The organism is Nocardia pseudovaccinii (genome assembly GCF_050942345.1).
In the GTDB taxonomy this organism is placed as follows: Bacteria; Actinomycetota; Actinomycetes; order Mycobacteriales; family Mycobacteriaceae; genus Nocardia; species Nocardia pseudovaccinii.
Window position 1 is genome coordinate 8,511,674 of record NZ_CP192074.1, and the last position, 17,644, is coordinate 8,529,317.

A 17,644-nucleotide genomic window follows, 5' to 3' on the forward strand; every position below is an offset into this window, starting at 1 on the left:
TTCCGAAACGGTCTCTGGCACCAGCGTTTACCATCCCCGACTCTTCGGGGTGCCGTGCAGAAGTGCTCCTTAGAAAGGAGGTGATCCAGCCGCACCTTCCGGTACGGCTACCTTGTTACGACTTCGTCCCAATCGCCAATCCCACCTTCGACGGCTCCCTCCCACAAGGGGTTAGGCCACCGGCTTCGGGTGTTACCGACTTTCATGACGTGACGGGCGGTGTGTACAAGGCCCGGGAACGTATTCACCGCAGCGTTGCTGATCTGCGATTACTAGCGACTCCAACTTCACGGGGTCGAGTTGCAGACCCCGATCCGAACTGAGACCGGCTTTAAGGGATTCGCTCCACCTCACGGTATCGCAGCCCTCTGTACCGGCCATTGTAGCATGTGTGAAGCCCTGGACATAAGGGGCATGATGACTTGACGTCGTCCCCACCTTCCTCCGAGTTGACCCCGGCAGTCTCTCACGAGTCCCCGCCATAACGCGCTGGCAACATAAGATAAGGGTTGCGCTCGTTGCGGGACTTAACCCAACATCTCACGACACGAGCTGACGACAGCCATGCACCACCTGTACACCAACCACAAGGGGGCACCTATCTCTAGGTGTTTCTGGTGTATGTCAAACCCAGGTAAGGTTCTTCGCGTTGCATCGAATTAATCCACATGCTCCGCCGCTTGTGCGGGCCCCCGTCAATTCCTTTGAGTTTTAGCCTTGCGGCCGTACTCCCCAGGCGGGGTACTTAATGCGTTAGCTACGGCACGGATCCCGTGGAAGGAAACCCACACCTAGTACCCACCGTTTACGGCGTGGACTACCAGGGTATCTAATCCTGTTCGCTACCCACGCTTTCGCTTCTCAGCGTCAGTTACTTCCCAGAGACCCGCCTTCGCCACCGGTGTTCCTCCTGATATCTGCGCATTTCACCGCTACACCAGGAATTCCAGTCTCCCCTGAAGTACTCTAGTCCGCCCGTATCGACCGCAAGCCCACCGTTGAGCGGTAGGTTTTCACGATCGACGCGACGAACCGCCTACAAGCTCTTTACGCCCAGTAATTCCGGACAACGCTCGCACCCTACGTATTACCGCGGCTGCTGGCACGTAGTTGGCCGGTGCTTCTTCTACAGGTACCGTCACTCACGCTTCGTCCCTGTCGAAAGAGGTTTACAACCCGAAGGCCGTCATCCCTCACGCGGCGTCGCTGCATCAGGCTTCCGCCCATTGTGCAATATTCCCCACTGCTGCCTCCCGTAGGAGTCTGGGCCGTGTCTCAGTCCCAGTGTGGCCGGTCACCCTCTCAGGTCGGCTACCCGTCGTCGCCTTGGTAGGCCATTACCCCACCAACAAGCTGATAGGCCGCGGGCCCATCCTGCACCGATAAATCTTTCCACCACAAGACATGCATCCCATGGTCATATCCGGTATTAGACCCAGTTTCCCAGGCTTATCCCGAAGTACAGGGCAGATCACCCACGTGTTACTCACCCGTTCGCCGCTCGTGTACCCCGAAGGGCCTTACCGCTCGACTTGCATGTGTTAAGCACGCCGCCAGCGTTCGTCCTGAGCCAGGATCAAACTCTCCGTTGAAGACTCTCAACCACACCCCAAAAAAGAGGCGCAATCAGAAGAATTAACCAGAGTCCGAAAACCTTGGCAAAATCAAACGCCAGCAAAAAAATTTGCTGACTAAATGTCCAGCCCTCACCACACGGGGGTATGAAAGGACCGGAACCAATAAATAATTGGCACTGACATTCATCGACACACTATTGAGTTCTCAAAGAACACACGCACACACCATCTAGCGGGTTTGATCCCGGTCGATCGGTGAGGCAACTTATCCAGCTTAGCTCAGCCGGGAACTCGATTCAAAATCGGGGTCTCGTTCGAGCTAGTGTGATCGTCAGGCGCTCAACGTCCTACCTCGTTTCCCTGGTCCTTCGCCCAGCCTTTCGGCTCAGCGCGTCGGGCCCCGGGTCGGTGTCCGTGTCGCTCTGACTCGAATAAAGTTACGTGTCGGTGTGCACGATGTCAAATCGCCTGGTCAGGAACGGTTTTCAGCAAGAGGTGATCGTCGCCTTCCGTTCACATGATCAATCCGCGGCGCCGACTCGCTCCACCTGACCACCCAACGCCTGCAGCTGCTCGACGAAATTCGGGTAGCCGCGGTCGATATGGAAGACGTCGTGCACCTCGGTGGTGCCATCGGCAACCAGACCGGCAAGTACCAAACCAGCGCCGGCCCGAATATCCGACGACCACACCGGCGCGCTCGACAGCCGCGGAATTCCACGCACCACCGCGTGATGTCCATCGGTCCGCGCGTCGGCGCCCAGCCGGATCATCTCCTCCACGAAACGGAACCGCGCCTCGAAGATGTTCTCGGTGATCATCGAGGTGCCGTCCGCAATTGCCGCCAGACCGATGGCCATCGGCTGTAGATCGGTCGGGAATCCGGGGAAAGGCAACGTCGAGAAATTCACCGCGCGCGGCCGATCGGCCTGGATAACCCGGAAACCATCCGGTTCGAACGAAATACGCGCACCGGCCGAGCGCAGCTTGTCCAGTACGAGGGACAGATGCTTGGGGTTCACACCGGTGACCCGGACATCGCCCATGGTCATCACCGCGGCAATCCCCCAAGTCGCGGCCACGATCCGGTCGCCGATCACCTGGTGCGTCGTCGGCTCGAGCCGCTCGACACCCTGAATGGTGAGCACCGAGGTACCCGCGCCGCTGATCCGCGCGCCCATCCGAACGAGCATGTTGCACAGATCGACGATGTCGGGTTCACGGGCCGCGTTATCGATGACCGTCTCCCCCTCGGCCAGCACGGCCGCCATGAGGATGTTTTCGGTAGCGCCCACCGAGGGAAAGTCCAGCCTGATCCGCGCACCCTGAAGTTCTTCGGCGCGCGCCACTACACAACCGTGCTCGATTTCGCTGGTCGCGCCGAGCAGACGCAGACCCGCCTGATGCATATCCAATGGCCGCGAACCGATCGCGTCACCACCGGGCAGTGCGACAACAGCGCGCTTACACCGCGCCATCAGCGGACCGAGCACACAAACCGAGGCACGGAACTGCGTCACCGCCGGAAAATCCGCGTGGTATTTGGGCTCCGCAGGCGTGTTGATCGTGACGACCGACCCGTCGATCGTGACGTCGCAGCCGAGGCCGCGCAGCACATCACCCATCAACGGAACATCGAGGATGTCCGGGCAGTTCGTAATGGTGGTCGTGCCTTCGGCCAGCAATGCAGCCGCCATCAACTTGAGGACGCTGTTCTTCGCACCCCCGACCGTGACCTCACCGACGAGTCGATTCCCGCCAGTAACCAAAAACCGTTCCATGCCGCCTCTCCGCGTATTCGGCGCACTGTTGGTGCAAAGGATAGTTGCGTTGCGGGCCGGTGGTAGCAGTGCCGGGGTTATATCCAGGTAGCTGGGACGACTTTCGGGGTGTCCAGCAACTTTTGCGCGTGTCGGTGCGGATCGGACAGTTCACGAACCACCTTGTTCGCCACCAGGCTTCCACAACACGTCACCGCCCGGGTTGGCGACACGGCTGAGGATGAACAGCAGGTCGGAGAGGCGGTTCAGGTACTTGGCCGGAAGGATATTCGTATCGTCCGGATGCGCCTGCACCGCGGCCCATGCCGAACGCTCCGCCCGCCGCGCCACCGTTCGAGCAGTGTGCAGCAGGGCGGCGAGCGGCGTACCGCCGGGCAGAATGAACGAATTCAGTGCGGGCAGATCGGCATTGAATTCATCGCACCAGGCTTCGAGGCGGTCGATATAGGGCTGGGTGATGCGCAGCGGCGGATACTTCGGCTCCTCGACCACCGGGGTCGAAAGATCCGCGCCCGCATCGAACAGATCGTTCTGCACCTGGCGCAATACCCTCAGCAACTCCGGGCCAGGGTCACCGAGCGCGACGGCTACACCGATAGCGGCGTTCGTTTCGTCACAGTCGGCATAGGCGACCAGACGCGGATCTGTTTTGACCACCCGCGAAAAATCGCTGAGACCGGTCGTTCCGTCGTCGCCGGTCCGCGTATAGATCCGCGTCAGGTGCACATTCACGAGTTCAGCCTAGAGTCCGGGCAGCCGACGGGTGCGATCCGAGGGCCGGGATTCGACCCAGGAGAGGAAGGCGGCCAGTGAGCCGCGATCCAGGGCCAATTCGTAATTACCGTCATTATCGGAAACCGCGGTCACCGCGATCTCGTCGGTCATGATGTCGTATTCGTCGCCACGCGGGCCGCGCCGATCACCGATCTCGATGCCCTGGCGTCGAATGGTGGAGTCGGGGCCCAGTTTCAGGCTGGAGAGCTTGTAGAAGACAAGGCGATCCTCGTCATATCGAATCAGGCCGTGCCGCCACCCCTGACCGCCGCGCGCGGGCAGCACCCGCAGAATCGCGGCGGTGCCGCCGCGGCGCAACATGATCAGCCGGTAGGTGGAGGCCAACGCCAACAGAACGAGCGTGAGCACCAGAATGATCAGGAGAACCATCCCGGTCTGCAATGCCGTTCGTCCCTTCGTTCCGCCGCCGTGTCGACGACACGGTATTCGATTGCGGTATTCGCAGGCCCTCCGTGGCCACGCAGGCTACCGCCTCCGGGCCTGATGCTCACACCGCGTGCGGCCATTCAACCACGGCCCCGAGTTTACAAATGGCCGGGCCTTGTCTTTGAACATTCGAATCCGGAAACGGCGCTGTCGGCGGCGAATACCTTCGCCGCCGACAGCGCCGTGCTATCGGGTCGTACCCAATCCTGGTGCGGTACTACGCCTTCGCCTCTTCGACCGCGCGCACCTGGCCCTGGGCCGCGATCTTCGCTTCCTCGGAGGCATCGGCGTCGGCCAGCACCCGACGGGCCGCCTCGACGTCGATCTCATCGGCGAACTCCGCGGATTCGGCCAGCACCCGGACCGAGGTCGCGGTCACCGAGAAGAACCCGCCGTGCACCGCCGCGGTGATCCGCTCACCCTCGGTGGGCACGATGCTCACGATGCCGCCCTCGACCAGCTGGCCGAGCAGCGGCTCGTGACCCGCCATGATGCCGATCTGACCTTCGGTGGTCTGCGCGCTGACGAACGTCGCCTGGCCGGACCAGAGCAAACGTTCGACGGCGACCAGATCAACTGACATCTCCGCCATGGGTGACTACTTTCCGGCGATCTTCTTCGCGGCCGCCTCGACGTCGTCGAGACCACCGCAGGAGTTGAACGCCTGCTCCGGGAAGTGGTCGAACTCGCCCTTGCAGACGCGGTCGAACGCCTCGATGGTGTCGGTCAGCGGCACCACGGAGCCCGGCTGGCCGGTGAACTTCTCGGCCACGATGAAGTTCTGGCCGAGGAACTTCTCCAGACGACGGGCCCGGCCGACGAGGACCTTGTCCTCTTCGGAGAGCTCGTCCATGCCGAGGATGGCGATGATGTCCTGCAGTTCCTTGTACTTCTGCAGGATCCGCTTCACCTCGTTGGCGACCCGGAAGTGCTCCGCACCGACGATCGAGGCCTCCAGGATGCGGGAGGTCGAGGTCAGCGGGTCGACGGCCGGGTAGATGCCCTTCTGCGAGATCGGGCGGGAGAGCTCGGTCGTCGCATCGAGGTGGGCGAAGGTGGTCGCCGGGGCCGGGTCGGTGTAGTCGTCGGCGGGCACGTAGATGGCCTGCAGCGAGGTGATGGACCGACCACGGGTCGAGGTGATGCGCTCCTGCAGCTCACCCATCTCGTCGGCCAGCGTTGGCTGGTAACCGACGGCCGAAGGCATGCGGCCGAGCAGGGTCGACACCTCGGAACCGGCCTGGGTGAACCGGAAGATGTTGTCGATGAACAGCAGCACGTCCTGGTGCTGCACGTCACGAAAGTACTCAGCCATGGTCAGAGCCGAGAGCGCGACGCGCATACGAGTGCCCGGCGGCTCGTCCATCTGGCCGAAGACGAGGGCGGTGTCCTGCAGGACGCCCATCTCTTCCATTTCCAGGTGCAGGTCGGTGCCCTCACGGGTGCGCTCACCGACGCCCGCGAACACCGAGGTGCCGGAGAACTCCCGCGCGATACGGGTGATCATCTCCTGGATCAGAACGGTCTTGCCGACACCGGCACCACCGAACAGACCGATCTTGCCGCCCTTCACGTACGGGGTCAGCAGGTCGATGACCTTGATGCCCGTCTCCAGGATCTCGGTCTTACCCTCGAGCTGGTCGAATGACGGAGGCTTGCGGTGGATGCCCCACTGCTCGCCGTCGCGGCCGAGACCCGGGGTGTCGAGGCAGTCGCCGAGGGCGTTGAACACGTGGCCCTTGGTGATGTCGCCGACGGGCACCGAGATCGGCTTGCCGGTGTCGGTGACGGTGGCGCCACGGACCAGACCGTCCGTGGGCTGCATCGAGATGGTGCGCACGATGTTGTCACCGAGGTGCTGGGCGACCTCGAGGGTCAGGGTCTTGGCCACCGAGGTCAGGGTGATCTCGGCGTGCAGAGCGTTGAACAGCTCAGGGATGGAACCCCGCGGGAACTCGACGTCCACGACGGGGCCGATGACGCGGACGACGCGACCTGTTTTCGCGCCGGTCCGGCTCTCTTGTGTGACTGCTGCGGTCATTTTTCTCTTCCTGCGCCTTTAGTCGCGGTCCGAGCTCGAAGCCAGCGCGTTCACGCCGCCGACGATTTCGCTGATTTCCTGCGTGATCTGGGCCTGCCGCACCGAATTCGCCTGCCGGGTAAGCACATTGGCCAGTTCGTTGGCGTTGTCGGTGGCTGCCTTCATTGCGGTGCGCCGAGCCGCGGACTCGGATGCCGCTGCCTCGAGCAACGATGAGTAGATGCGCGTGTTGATGTACTTGGGCAGCAGCGCCGCCAGCAGCACATCGGCATCGGGCTCGAACTCGTACTGCGCGGTGAGTTCCGCGGTCGGCGAGTCGGTGAAGCTGTCCTCACCCATGTCGTAGTCTTCGTCGACATAGCTGACCTGGATCGGCGCCAGGCGACGCACCTCGGGGGTCTGGGTCAGCATCGAGACGAAACGGGTGTACACGATGTGCAACTCGTCGACGCCCTCGATATTGCCCACCCCGTTCGGGGCCGGAACCTCGGCCTCGGAGCCCGCCATGAACGCGTCCACCAGGTGGTGGCACGCGGCCGTGGCATCGTTGTACTTCGGCTGCTGGGAGAACCCGGTCCACGCGTTGACCACCGGCCGATTCCGGAAGGTGTAGTACGTGAGGCCCTTATTGCCCATCACGTACAGCACCGGCTCCTTGCCCTCGCCACGCAGGGTGACCATGAGCTCCTCGGCGCGCTTGAGCACGTTGGAGTTGTAGCCACCGCACATGCCACTGTCACTGGTGATCACCAGGATGGCGGCGCGGCGCGGGTTGGCCCGCTCGGTCAGCAGCGGGTGCGACAGATTCGTCGACGCACTCGCCAGTTCGCCGAGGACCTTGGTGATCTCCTCGGCGAACGGCTTCGCGGCCGCAACCCTGGCCTGGGCCTTGGAGATTCGCGAGGTCGCGATCAGCTCCTGGGCCTTGGTGATCTTCTTGATCGAACTCACACCACGAATGCGGGAGCGCAATTCACGCAAGCTTGCCATCAGCGGTTCACACTCCCTTCATTCGCCAGAATCGAATAACGCATCAGCGGGCTCGATTACTTCTCGACGTGCTTGCGGGTCACCGACAGCGATTCGACCTCTTCGTGGTCGAGCTCACCGGCGGCAGCCTCGTTCACGACGCGCGAGCCGTCGGAAGCGAGGAAGCCCTGCTTGAACTTGTCGGTGGCCGCCTTGATGGCGTCGCCGTTCTCGTTGTCGAGGACCTTGCCGCCCTGGATCGACTTGAAGGCGTCGGCCGCGCTGCGGTGCAGATCCTCGAGCAGTTCCACGTTGAAGCGACGGATGTCGGCAACCGGAACCGAGTCGAAGTAGCCGGCGTCGACCAGGAAGATCGAGACGATCTGGTCCTCGACCGGAACCGGCGAGTACTGGTCCTGCTTGAGCAATTCGACCCAGCGGGCACCGCGCTCGAGCTGTGCGAGCGAGGCGGCGTCGAGGTCGGAGGCGAACGCGGAGAACGCCTCCAGCTCGCGGTACTGCGCCATTTCCAGACGCAGCGAACCGGCGACCTTCTTCATGCCCTTGGTCTGGGCGGCGCCACCGACACGGGAGACCGAGGTACCGACGTTGATCGCCGGACGGACACCCTTGTTGAACAGGTCGGACTCGAGGAAGACCTGGCCGTCGGTGATGGAGATGACGTTGGTCGGGATGAACGCCGAGATGTCGTTGGCCTTGGTCTCGATGATCGGCAGACCCGTCATCGAGCCGGCGCCCATCTCGTCGGACAGCTTCGCGCAACGCTCCAGCAGACGCGAGTGCAGGTAGAAGACGTCACCCGGGTACGCCTCGCGGCCCGGCGGACGACGCAGCAGCAGCGAGATGGCGCGGTACGCCTCGGCCTGCTTGGTCAGGTCGTCGAACACGATCAGGACGTGCTTGCCCTGGTACATCCAGTGCTGGCCGATCGCCGAACCGGTGTAGGGCGCAAGCCATTTGAAGCCGGCCGAGTCCGAGGCGGGGGCCGCGACGATGGTGGTGTACTCCATCGCACCGTGCGATTCCAGCGCGGTCTTCACGCCCGCGATGGTGGAACCCTTCTGGCCGATCGCGACGTAGATGCAGCGAACCTGCTTGGTCGGGTCGCCGGTCTCCCAGTTCGCCTTCTGCGCCAGGATCGCGTCGATGCAGACCGCGGTCTTACCGGTCTTGCGGTCGCCGATGATCAGCTGACGCTGACCGCGACCGATGGCGGTCAGGGCGTCGATGGCGGTGATGCCGGTGGCCAGCGGCTCCTCGACCGGCTGACGCTGCAGCACGGTCGCGGCCTGCAGCTCCAGCACGCGCTGCTCTTCGGCCTCGATCTCGCCGAGGCCGTCGATCGGCTGGCCGAGCGGGTTGACCACGCGGCCGAGGAACTTGTCACCGACGGGGACCGAGAGCACGTCGCCGGTGCGGCGAACCTGCTGGCCCTCTTCGATTTCCGCGAACTCGCCGAGGATAACCGCACCGATCTCGCGGTCCTCGAGGTTCAGCGCGACGCCGAGCACACCACCCGGGAACTCGAGCAGCTCATTGGCCATCGCCGAGGGCAGGCCGCTGACGTGCGCGATGCCGTCACTGCAGTCGGTGACAACACCGACTTCTTCGATGGAGGTTTCCGGGGTATAGCTCTGGGTGTAGCTCTCGATCGCGCTACGGATCTCATCGGTGGAGATCGTCAGCTCCGCCATAGTCTTCCTGCTCTCGCTGTCTGGTCTGGATGTCGGGGGAGGTGGGTCGTCAGGCCAGAGCCCGACGCAGCCGTTCCAAGCGGCCGGTGGCGCTGCCGTCGATCAGGTCGTCGCCGACCTGCACCACGACGCCGGTCAGCAGACTCGGATCGACCTGCACGTGCACCGTGACCGGCTTGCCGTAGATGCGCTGCAACGACGCCCCGAGGTGGTCGCGCTGCTGGTCGGTCAGCGCGACCGCGGCACGCACATGCGCGACGATCTGATCGCGCCGCGCGGCCGCGAGATCGGACAGCTCGCCGAACGCGCCGCCGATATTCGTCGACCGGGTGACCACCTGATCCGCCAGGGTCTGGGTGATGGTCTCGGTCTTGCCCGCGAGCAGCCGGTCGATCAGTTCGCGCTTGGCCGCTGCGGGCTTCGCACGATCCGAAAGTGCCTGCTCCAGTTCGGGATTGTCGCCGATGATCCGGCCGAGCCGGAACAATTCGTCCTCGACCGCCCCGAGTCGTCCGCTGTCGGCGGCGGACTCCAGCAACGCCTCCTGGCCGAGCAACACCAGGGTGTCGACCAAATCGGCGGTGCGCGACCAGTTCTGGGCCACCGCGGTGGTCAGCACCGCCAGGGTGGCGGGGCTGACCTTGCCGCTGAAGACCCGCTCGCTGAGTTCGGCGCGTGCCGAGCCGGCCACCGACACGTCCGCGAGCGCAACACGCAGCGAACGCTGGTCATCCAGCACGGCGACAACGGCGAACAGTTCCGACCCCGTCGTGGCCGCAACACTGTCGCTTCCGGTCAGAGCGGCCCGAAGTGCCTCCCGTGCCCGGGAGCTTGCCTCGCGGCTCGCTGCGTACATGCTTCTCACTTTCGCGTCGCTACCTTCCGACCCCGATGCCGGCATCCGACTGATCGAGTTCGGACAGGAACCGGTCGATCGATGCCGCTTGCTTAGCTTCGTCCGAAACCGACTGTCCGATAATCTTTTCGGCCAAATCGACGGCAGTTTTGCCGACTTCGGCGCGCAGCTCGGTCAGGATCTGCTGGCGCTGTGCTTCCAGCTGGCTGTGACCGGCAGCGACGATGCGGTCGCTTTCGGCCTGTGCTTCCGCGCGCATCTGCGCGAGGATCTGCTGGCCCTGGGTGCGTGCGTCCTCACGGATGCGCGCGGCCTCGAGCCGAGCGTCAGCCAACTGCTGCTGGTACTGCTGCAGCGTCAGCTGGGCTTCTTCCTGCGCGGCCTCGGCCCGCTGGATTCCACCCTCGATCTTGTCCGCACGTTCATCCAACACCTTGATAAGGCGGGGGATGACGTACTTGTAGAAAATGGCGCCGACGATCGCAATGCAGACCACCGACCAGACGATGTCGTAGGTCTCGGGGATGAGGGGATTGATGTCCTCCCCTGTCTCCGCCGCGAGCATAGAAAGCGTGCTCATAGCAATCTCAGAAGATGAAGCCGGCCACAAGGCCGATCAGGGCGAGGGCCTCGGTGAACGCGATACCGAGGAACATGTTGGTGCGGATGGTGCCCTGGAGCTCGGGCTGCCGGGCGATGCCCTCGATGGCCTTACCGACCACGATGCCGACGCCGATGCCGGGGCCGATGGCGGCGAGACCGTAGCCGATGGCGCCGAAGCCCTTGAACTTCTCGGTGGTGGTGGCGGCTTCCTGGGCCAGGTACGCGAGGCTCATGAGTCTTCCATTCCCTTTCTTTTGCTCACCCGCCGGTCGGCGTGGTGCAGCAGATATCCGGTAGTTGTGTGGTCAGTGCGAATCGGCGTGTTGTGCGAGTCCGATGTAAACGGCGGTCAGCAGCGCGAAAACGTAGGCCTGCAGGAAGATGACCAACATTTCGAACAGCGTGAACCCGAGTCCGGCCAGCAGCGAGAACGGCGAGAACACCTTCATCCAGGCCGCGGCATCGAACAGGAAGAACCAGGTGGCGCTGAAGAACAGCACCAGCATGATGTGGCCGGCCAGCATATTCGCCATGAGTCGGACGGTCAGCGTGAACGGACGCAGGATGAACGTCGAGACGAACTCGATCGGAATCAGCAACACGTGCAATGCGGGCGGAACATTCGGAACGACGATGCTGCTGCGCATGTAGGTGACGAACCCGTACTTCTTGATACCCACGAAGTTGAACGCGAGGTACGCGATGAGGGCCAGCACCAGCGGCATGCCGATTCGGGCGTTCGACGAGATGTTCAGCCCCGGAATGATGCCGGAGAAGTTGAGAAAGAGAACCGCGAAGAAGATCGTCGCGATCAATGGGAAGTACTTGCGACCGGATTCCTTGCCGAGCACTTCGTCACAGATCTGATCCTTGACGAAGACCAAACCGGTTTCGGCGATGTTCTGCAGACCACGCGGGACGATGCGAGGATTGCGGAATGCCAGCACCATGACGAGCACCAATACGGCGGTCATCAGCAGCCGGATCAGCATCAAACGGTCGAGTTCGAACGGCGTACCCTCGAACAGCACTGCTGGAGGGAAGAAGTCGGACAGCGATGGCGCGTGGAACTCGCCCGCCAAAGTGGTGACGCTCAGCGTTCTCTCCCGTGTTCGGGCCGCGGGTACGGTCATTCCCGCGGTTCGATCGGACATTGACGATCAATTGGGTCGACTCAGGTCGGCTCGAAATTCGTCAGCAGCTGTGCGGCATCCCGCCCGGGCGTCTGTACGTAGTGTCGGCGACATTCGTCGACATGCAGAACCGGAACCCCTCGGAGCCCGGCACGGCAGTAAGCATAGCGGCAGTCGGCGGGATCTCGGTGATCCCCCCTTGCTTGGTCGCTTGCTTACCAACACTTTACCAAGTTATCTACGACAGCGTGTAGGTGGGGGCGATTATTGCTGCGCAGAGGGCAAATCGGACTCACCGGTCGGTACGTTTACGTACGGAACCTTCTGCCGCAGAACGCCATACGTCTCCGCGCCGAGCACGATGAGCAAGGACCCGACCACGGTCAGGAACAGTGCCATCCGGTCGTAGAAGTCGAACCGCTGCAGCACCGCGATCACGATCATCGCGACCAGCAGCTTGCCCACCCAACTCACCAGCATGACCAGGCCCGCGGTGCTCGCAGGCAGCTTCGCGCCGAACAGCACGACGGCCGCGGTGGTGAGAATGAAGCCGCCGCCGATGGCCGCGCCGAGCAGTGCGCCCCAGAGCCCGGACAGGCCCGCGACGGCCGAGGCGATGGCCACCGAAACCACTACCAACACAGCCAAACCGATCACGCCGTAGCGCAGCGCCGCCTTCAGCGGGGCGTCAGGACCGGGGGCAGGGTTAGTAAGACTCACGACCCGAACTTTACCTGGGCCTTGCTTTACGAATCCGCGGGCTCCTTGCGCCGCAGGCCCGGTATGGCGGTCACCACCAGCGCGAAAACCAGCCCGCCCGCCATCATCAACACCACAATCCGGCGGTCATGGATCAGCGAAGTGCCGACGGCGCCGAAGGCGAGCACACCGACCCACAAATAGATCACCAGCACAACGCGACGGTGCGAATGTCCGATCTGCAACAGCCGGTGATGCAAGTGCATTTTGTCCGGTGTCGAGAAACTCACACCGGCCCGGACCCGGCGCACGATCGCCAACAGCAGATCCAATACCGGAATGAACATCACCGCGCCGACGAGCAGCAGCGGCGAAAGCAGACCGACGATGTCGCGAGGTCCGTAGCCCGCCAAATTGATTCGGCCCGAGGCACCCGTCGACACCGCGGCCAACATGAGCCCGATCAACATCGAACCGGAATCACCCATGAATATCCGGGCGGGCGAAAAGTTGTGTGGCAGAAATCCCATGCAGGCGCCCGCGAGCGCGGCGGCGAGCAGGGCAGGCGGATATGTGTCGACCGAACCGCCCTGGCTGTAGAGCAGGCCGACGGTGAATACGAAGACCGCACCCGCGCAGATCAGACCCAATCCGGCCGCGAGGCCGTCGAGACCGTCGACGAAATTCATCGCGTTGACCAGCGTCACCGTGATGCCGACCGTGACCAGGCCGCCCTGCAGCGCGTCCAGCACCACTGTCGTGTCGTTGAACGGGTTGTAGATGACGTACCAGCTCAGGCCCATCACCGCCATCACACCGGCGGCGGTCACCTGACCCGCGAATTTGGTCAGCGCGTCCAGGCCCCAGCGGTCGTCGACAATGCCGACGAGCACGATGAGCGTGGCCGCCACCAGCACCGCCGGGATATCCGGCGCGTAATCGAACCCCCTTCGCAGCGCGGGCAATTGGTGCGCGAACAGCACCGCGGCGACCACCCCGACGTACATGCCGACGCCGCCCATTCGCGGAATCGGTTTGACGTGCACATCGCGCTCGCGCGGCACAGCCACCGCGCCGAAGGCGATGGCGAGCACCCGAATTCCGCCGGTGGCCAGGAAGGTCACCGTGCCCGAGATGAGAAGCACGAGCAGCAGCTCGCGCAAAGGAACTACCGCACCCGAACCGATCATCCGTTTATCTGATCCGCCATCTGATCACTGCGTCCCGAGGTCACCGCGTCGCGACGCTGGTCAGCGCCTCCGGGGACATTCCGAGCACATCGGCGATATCGCCGACCGGAACCGCGCCCGCGCGCAGGATCCGCGGCTGATCGGCGGTGAGGTCGACGATGGTGGACGCGATCGCATGTTCGGCCGGGCCGCCGTCGAGATAGACGCCGACCAGATCACCGAGCTGATCGCGCGCCTCGGCGGCGGTCTTGGCGGGTGGCTGTCCGGAGACATTGGCGCTGGAGACCGCAAGCGGGCCGACCTCGCGCAGCAGTTCCAGCGCGACCGGGTGCAGCGGCATCCGCAGCATGACCGTGCCACGGGTGTCACCGAGGTCCCAGGCGAGCGAAGGCGCCTGCTGCACAACAAGACTCAACCCACCGGGCCAGAATGCCCGGATCAGGTCGCGGGCCTGCGGGCGCACCGAGAACACCAGACCGTCGATGGTGTGCCAGGAGCCGACCAGCACCGGCACCGGCATATCGCGACCACGCCGCTTGGCGGCGAGCAGATCGCTCACCGCGGTGGAATCGAACGCGTCCGCGGCCAGGCCGTACAAGGTATCGGTCGGCAGTACGACCAGCCGGCCGGATTTCAGGGCGCTGGTGGCCGCGGTCAGTCCGGCGGCGCGCGAGTCGGGATCCGCGCAGTCGTAGACGGTACTCACGGCCACCATCCTGTCACGCGTGCCACTCGATGCCACCATCGGCGGGGTTGGTTCGATCCGATGGTCGCCGGGTCAAGCACGAGTCGCGGCGACGAAGCGGGGCTTACCCGCGAGGTCCGGATGCTCGACGATGTCGGTGAAGTCATCATGTTCGGCCAGCAGAGCGGCGAGATCGGAGCCGTTGGTGTCGTCGTGTTCGACGGCGCAGGAGCCGCCGGAGCGCAGCAGGCGGGTGACGGTGGGGGTCATCCGGCGGATGACGTCCAGTCCGTCCGGACCGCCGAAGAGGGCCAGATGCGGATCGTGATCGGCGACCTCGGGATCGAGGTCGGCGCCTTCGGGAATGTACGGCGGATTGGCGACGACGAGATCGACCACACCGTTCAATTCGGTGAGCAGATTCGGATCGGTGACATCGTCGGCGTACAGGGTGATCGGGGTGTCGCCCTCGGCAATGCGCAGATCGGCATTGCGCCGCGCCCACTGCAGGGCCGCGGGATCGATTTCGATCGCGTGCACGTCCGCATCCGGGCGGGCCTGGGCAATGGCAAGTGCCAGCGCACCGGAACCGGTGCACAGATCGACGACGACTGGTGTGTGATCGTGCGGCAGCGCCTCCAATTGCGCCAATGCCCAGGCGAACAGCAGCTCGGTCTCGGGACGGGGCACGAAGACGCCGGGACCGACCGCGAGTTCGATTTCGCCGATCGCCGCGGTGCCGGTCAAGTGCTGCAGCGGAATACGCTGCGCGCGCCGGTCCACCAGGGCTCGATAGTCCTCGAGCAGTTCCGGCGCGACCAGCGGGGACAGCACCAGTCGGGTCCGATCGACACCGAGCAGATGAGCGGCCAAATGTTCGGCGTCGGCCTGCGGACTGTGCACGCCCGCCGCCCGGAGAGCTTCGACCGCTTGGTTTATGGCGGGGCGCAATGCCACACGCGTCATGGGCTTGTCCGTCTCTCCGCGTATCTTGCCGGTTGTAGGTGCGCACTGGCGTCGCGCGCCAGCGGTTGGTTGCCGGGTCGCGTCCCCGAGCGGTTGCCCATGTTCATACCAAATCAGTCGACGCGACGGGACGGTGTCCAACCGCGATTTATTCCGCAGCCATTCGGGCTTCGCGGTCCGCCTTACCCAGGGCATCCAGTAGTGCGTCCATATCACCGTCGAGTACGGCGTCGAGGTTGTGCGCCTTGAAGCCGATGCGGTGATCGGTGATGCGGTTTTCCGGGAAGTTGTAGGTTCGGATGCGCTCGGAGCGGTCCACGGTGCGGATCTGGCTGGCCCGACCCGCGGCGGCTTCCTGATCGGCCTGTTCCTCGGCGAGCGCCTGCAGTCGAGCCGCGAGCACCTGCATGGCGCGGGCCTTGTTCTGCAGCTGAGAACGCTCGTTCTGGCAGGTCACGACGATGCCCGAGGGCAGGTGGGTGATGCGGACCGCGGAGTCGGTGGTGTTGACGCCCTGGCCCCCCTTGCCGGAGGAGCGGTAGACGTCGATGCGCAGATCCGATTCGTCGATCTGCACCTCTTCGACCTCGTCGGGCTCCGGATAGATCAGTACACCGGCCGCCGAGGTGTGGATGCGACCCTGCGATTCGGTCACCGGAACCCGCTGGACGCGGTGCACGCCGCCCTCGAATTTGAAGCGGGACCAGACACCGTCGCGCGCGGCGTCGCGGCTCTTGATGGAGATGGTCGCGTCCTTGTAGCCGCCCAGATCTGAGATGTTCACATCGAGAATCTCGACCTTCCAGCCGTGCCGCTCGGCATAGCGGACGTACATGCGGGCCAGATCCGAGGCGAACAGCGCCGATTCCTCACCGCCCTCACCGGATTTCACCTCGAGCACCACATCGTCGCCGTCGTGCGGGTCGCGCGGGGCCAGCAGATCCGCGAGTGTCTGCTCCAACTCGGTGACCTGTTGTTCCAGGCCCGGCACCTCGGCGGCGAAGGACGCGTCGTCGGCCGCGAGTTCCTGCGCCGCGGCGAGATCGTCGCGGGCGGACTTCAGCTTGTTGTAGGTGGCCATGATCGGGGCGAGCTCGGCGAACCGCTTGCCGACCCGGCGCGCGGCACCCGGATCGTTGTGCAGCGCCGGATCGGCGAGCTGCGTCTCCAGGCCCGCGTGCTCGGCCAGAATGTCATCGATCGCGGACGGTTGCGTCACGGTGCTTCCTCTCAATATCCGTACTGGCCACACAAAAGCGCCGACGCCCGGCCTGCAGTGCAGGACCGGGCGTCGGCGGGGAAGCTACTTTGCGTCGGCCTTCTTGCCGGCACGCTTGCCGTAGCGAGCCTCGAAGCGGGCCACGCGACCACCGGTGTCGAGGATCTTCTGCTTGCCGGTGTAGAACGGGTGGCACTGCGAGCAGACCTCGACGGTGATGTGTCCCGACTCCTTGGTGCTGCGAGTCTGGAAGGTGTTGCCGCAACCACAGACGACCGTGGTCTCGACATACGCCGGGTGAATTCCTGCCTTCATGGGTGTCCTCTCGATATTGGCCGCCGGGTCGCCCGCGCAGATCGCGAGGACGTGAACCGGAGCCGACTTAGGCGGGAGGCCTGCTCATCGGAGCAGACGCAACGACCGCTCAGTATGCCAGAACGGTGGTTACGCTCCCAAAACACCCCAGACCCCCGGTTTGTTCCCGCCCCCTAGGTAGTCCCCGAGTCCCATTGCCAATTGAACTACTGGCACGCGTTGATCGTGTTCTTACGGAACCCTTAATACAGGTAGTCAACTACTCGCGGATACGAACACCAATGTTCATAGAGTTTAAGGCCTGATGCACATCGGCGTGCCGAGACAGAAGGGAGAACACTGTGAACAGCCGCGTTGCTCTGGCGGTCTTCGTTTCGTTGATTCTCACTGTCGCGGGCGGCTGGTCAACCACTCCGGATCGCCCGGACACCTACGCGTACGCGAGGCCCACTGCCGCACAGTTCGCCCCGGCGACTACCGCCGCGAACGGCAGTGTTCCAGCCGCCACAACGGCGATCATCCTGGCCTTCATGATCGCGGGCGCGGCAGCCATAGGTCTCGCGTTCTTCAGCCCGAGAACGCCGAAAGGACGCTCCCCCGCCGCCCCGCGCCTTTTGCCGGAGGTCATGTGCACGGAGACCACCGCTGCGGACCGGCGGCGGAAAGTGGACTTC

At 63.9% G+C, this 17,644-nt stretch carries 18 protein-coding genes and 1 rRNA gene; all 19 read right to left on the bottom strand.

Annotated features, from left to right (window positions below; genetic code table 11):
- Positions 1–73 precede the first annotated feature (73 nt).
- The 19 genes from ACQPZ2_RS38425 to ACQPZ2_RS38515 all read right to left on the bottom strand — a co-directional run bounded on the left by ACQPZ2_RS38425 (position 74) and on the right by ACQPZ2_RS38515 (position 17,523).
- Positions 74–1,592, bottom strand: a 16S ribosomal RNA gene (locus ACQPZ2_RS38425).
- Between the two features lie 506 nt (positions 1,593–2,098).
- A complete protein-coding gene (murA, locus tag ACQPZ2_RS38430; protein WP_433522884.1) occupies positions 2,099–3,358 on the bottom strand; it encodes a UDP-N-acetylglucosamine 1-carboxyvinyltransferase in 1,260 nt (419 codons plus the stop codon).
- 150 nt (positions 3,359–3,508) lie between these two features.
- A complete protein-coding gene (locus tag ACQPZ2_RS38435) occupies positions 3,509–4,090 on the bottom strand; it encodes a cob(I)yrinic acid a,c-diamide adenosyltransferase (RefSeq protein ID WP_433522885.1) in 582 nt (193 codons plus the stop codon).
- A gap of 9 nt (positions 4,091–4,099) precedes the next feature.
- A complete protein-coding gene (locus ACQPZ2_RS38440) occupies positions 4,100–4,522 on the bottom strand; it encodes a DUF2550 domain-containing protein (RefSeq protein WP_040687141.1) in 423 nt (140 codons plus the stop codon).
- Between the two features lie 274 nt (positions 4,523–4,796).
- The gene (locus ACQPZ2_RS38445; protein WP_040687139.1) at positions 4,797–5,171 is read right to left on the bottom strand and encodes a F0F1 ATP synthase subunit epsilon; all 375 of its coding nucleotides are present in this window, start codon (positions 5,169–5,171) and stop codon (positions 4,797–4,799) included.
- A gap of 6 nt (positions 5,172–5,177) precedes the next feature.
- Positions 5,178–6,620 carry a F0F1 ATP synthase subunit beta gene (gene atpD, locus ACQPZ2_RS38450; RefSeq protein WP_063047772.1) on the bottom strand — a complete coding sequence of 481 codons (1,443 nt, stop codon included), beginning with the start codon at positions 6,618–6,620 and terminating at the stop codon, positions 5,178–5,180.
- Between the two features lie 18 nt (positions 6,621–6,638).
- Entirely contained in the window at positions 6,639–7,610 is a 972-nt protein-coding gene (locus ACQPZ2_RS38455) for a F0F1 ATP synthase subunit gamma (protein WP_433522886.1), read from the bottom strand.
- 56 nt (positions 7,611–7,666) lie between these two features.
- Positions 7,667–9,304 carry a F0F1 ATP synthase subunit alpha gene (atpA, locus tag ACQPZ2_RS38460; RefSeq protein ID WP_433522887.1) on the bottom strand — a complete coding sequence of 546 codons (1,638 nt, stop codon included), beginning with the start codon at positions 9,302–9,304 and terminating at the stop codon, positions 7,667–7,669.
- 49 nt (positions 9,305–9,353) lie between these two features.
- Positions 9,354–10,160, bottom strand: a complete 807-nt coding sequence (locus ACQPZ2_RS38465; RefSeq protein WP_433522888.1) for a F0F1 ATP synthase subunit delta — start codon at positions 10,158–10,160, stop codon at positions 9,354–9,356.
- Between the two features lie 19 nt (positions 10,161–10,179).
- Positions 10,180–10,740, bottom strand: coding sequence for a F0F1 ATP synthase subunit B (locus tag ACQPZ2_RS38470; RefSeq protein WP_364393234.1), 561 nt, complete (start codon positions 10,738–10,740; stop codon positions 10,180–10,182).
- Between the two features lie 7 nt (positions 10,741–10,747).
- A complete protein-coding gene (locus ACQPZ2_RS38475) occupies positions 10,748–10,996 on the bottom strand; it encodes an ATP synthase F0 subunit C (protein WP_063047767.1) in 249 nt (82 codons plus the stop codon).
- Positions 10,997–11,068: 72 nt separating this feature from the next.
- Entirely contained in the window at positions 11,069–11,917 is an 849-nt protein-coding gene (atpB, locus tag ACQPZ2_RS38480) for a F0F1 ATP synthase subunit A (RefSeq protein WP_245721385.1), read from the bottom strand.
- Between the two features lie 243 nt (positions 11,918–12,160).
- On the bottom strand, positions 12,161–12,616 hold the full coding sequence (locus tag ACQPZ2_RS38485) for a hypothetical protein (protein WP_433522889.1): 456 nt from the start codon (positions 12,614–12,616) through the stop codon (positions 12,161–12,163).
- 26 nt (positions 12,617–12,642) lie between these two features.
- Complete coding sequence (locus ACQPZ2_RS38490; protein WP_040687108.1) at positions 12,643–13,785, bottom strand: glycosyltransferase family 4 protein; 1,143 nt, start codon at positions 13,783–13,785, stop codon at positions 12,643–12,645.
- 40 nt (positions 13,786–13,825) lie between these two features.
- On the bottom strand, positions 13,826–14,491 hold the full coding sequence (locus ACQPZ2_RS38495) for an L-threonylcarbamoyladenylate synthase (protein WP_433522890.1): 666 nt from the start codon (positions 14,489–14,491) through the stop codon (positions 13,826–13,828).
- A 72-nt stretch (positions 14,492–14,563) separates the two neighbouring features.
- Complete coding sequence (gene prmC / locus ACQPZ2_RS38500) at positions 14,564–15,436, bottom strand: peptide chain release factor N(5)-glutamine methyltransferase (protein ID WP_433522891.1); 873 nt, start codon at positions 15,434–15,436, stop codon at positions 14,564–14,566.
- A 148-nt stretch (positions 15,437–15,584) separates the two neighbouring features.
- Positions 15,585–16,655, bottom strand: coding sequence for a peptide chain release factor 1 (gene prfA, locus ACQPZ2_RS38505; protein ID WP_433522892.1), 1,071 nt, complete (start codon positions 16,653–16,655; stop codon positions 15,585–15,587).
- An 84-nt stretch (positions 16,656–16,739) separates the two neighbouring features.
- Positions 16,740–16,970 carry a 50S ribosomal protein L31 gene (gene rpmE, locus ACQPZ2_RS38510; RefSeq protein ID WP_062982643.1) on the bottom strand — a complete coding sequence of 77 codons (231 nt, stop codon included), beginning with the start codon at positions 16,968–16,970 and terminating at the stop codon, positions 16,740–16,742.
- 430 nt (positions 16,971–17,400) lie between these two features.
- Positions 17,401–17,523: a hypothetical protein gene (locus ACQPZ2_RS38515; RefSeq protein ID WP_433522893.1), complete on the bottom strand. Its 123-nt coding sequence runs from the start codon at positions 17,521–17,523 to the stop codon at positions 17,401–17,403.
- Positions 17,524–17,644 lie beyond the last annotated feature (121 nt).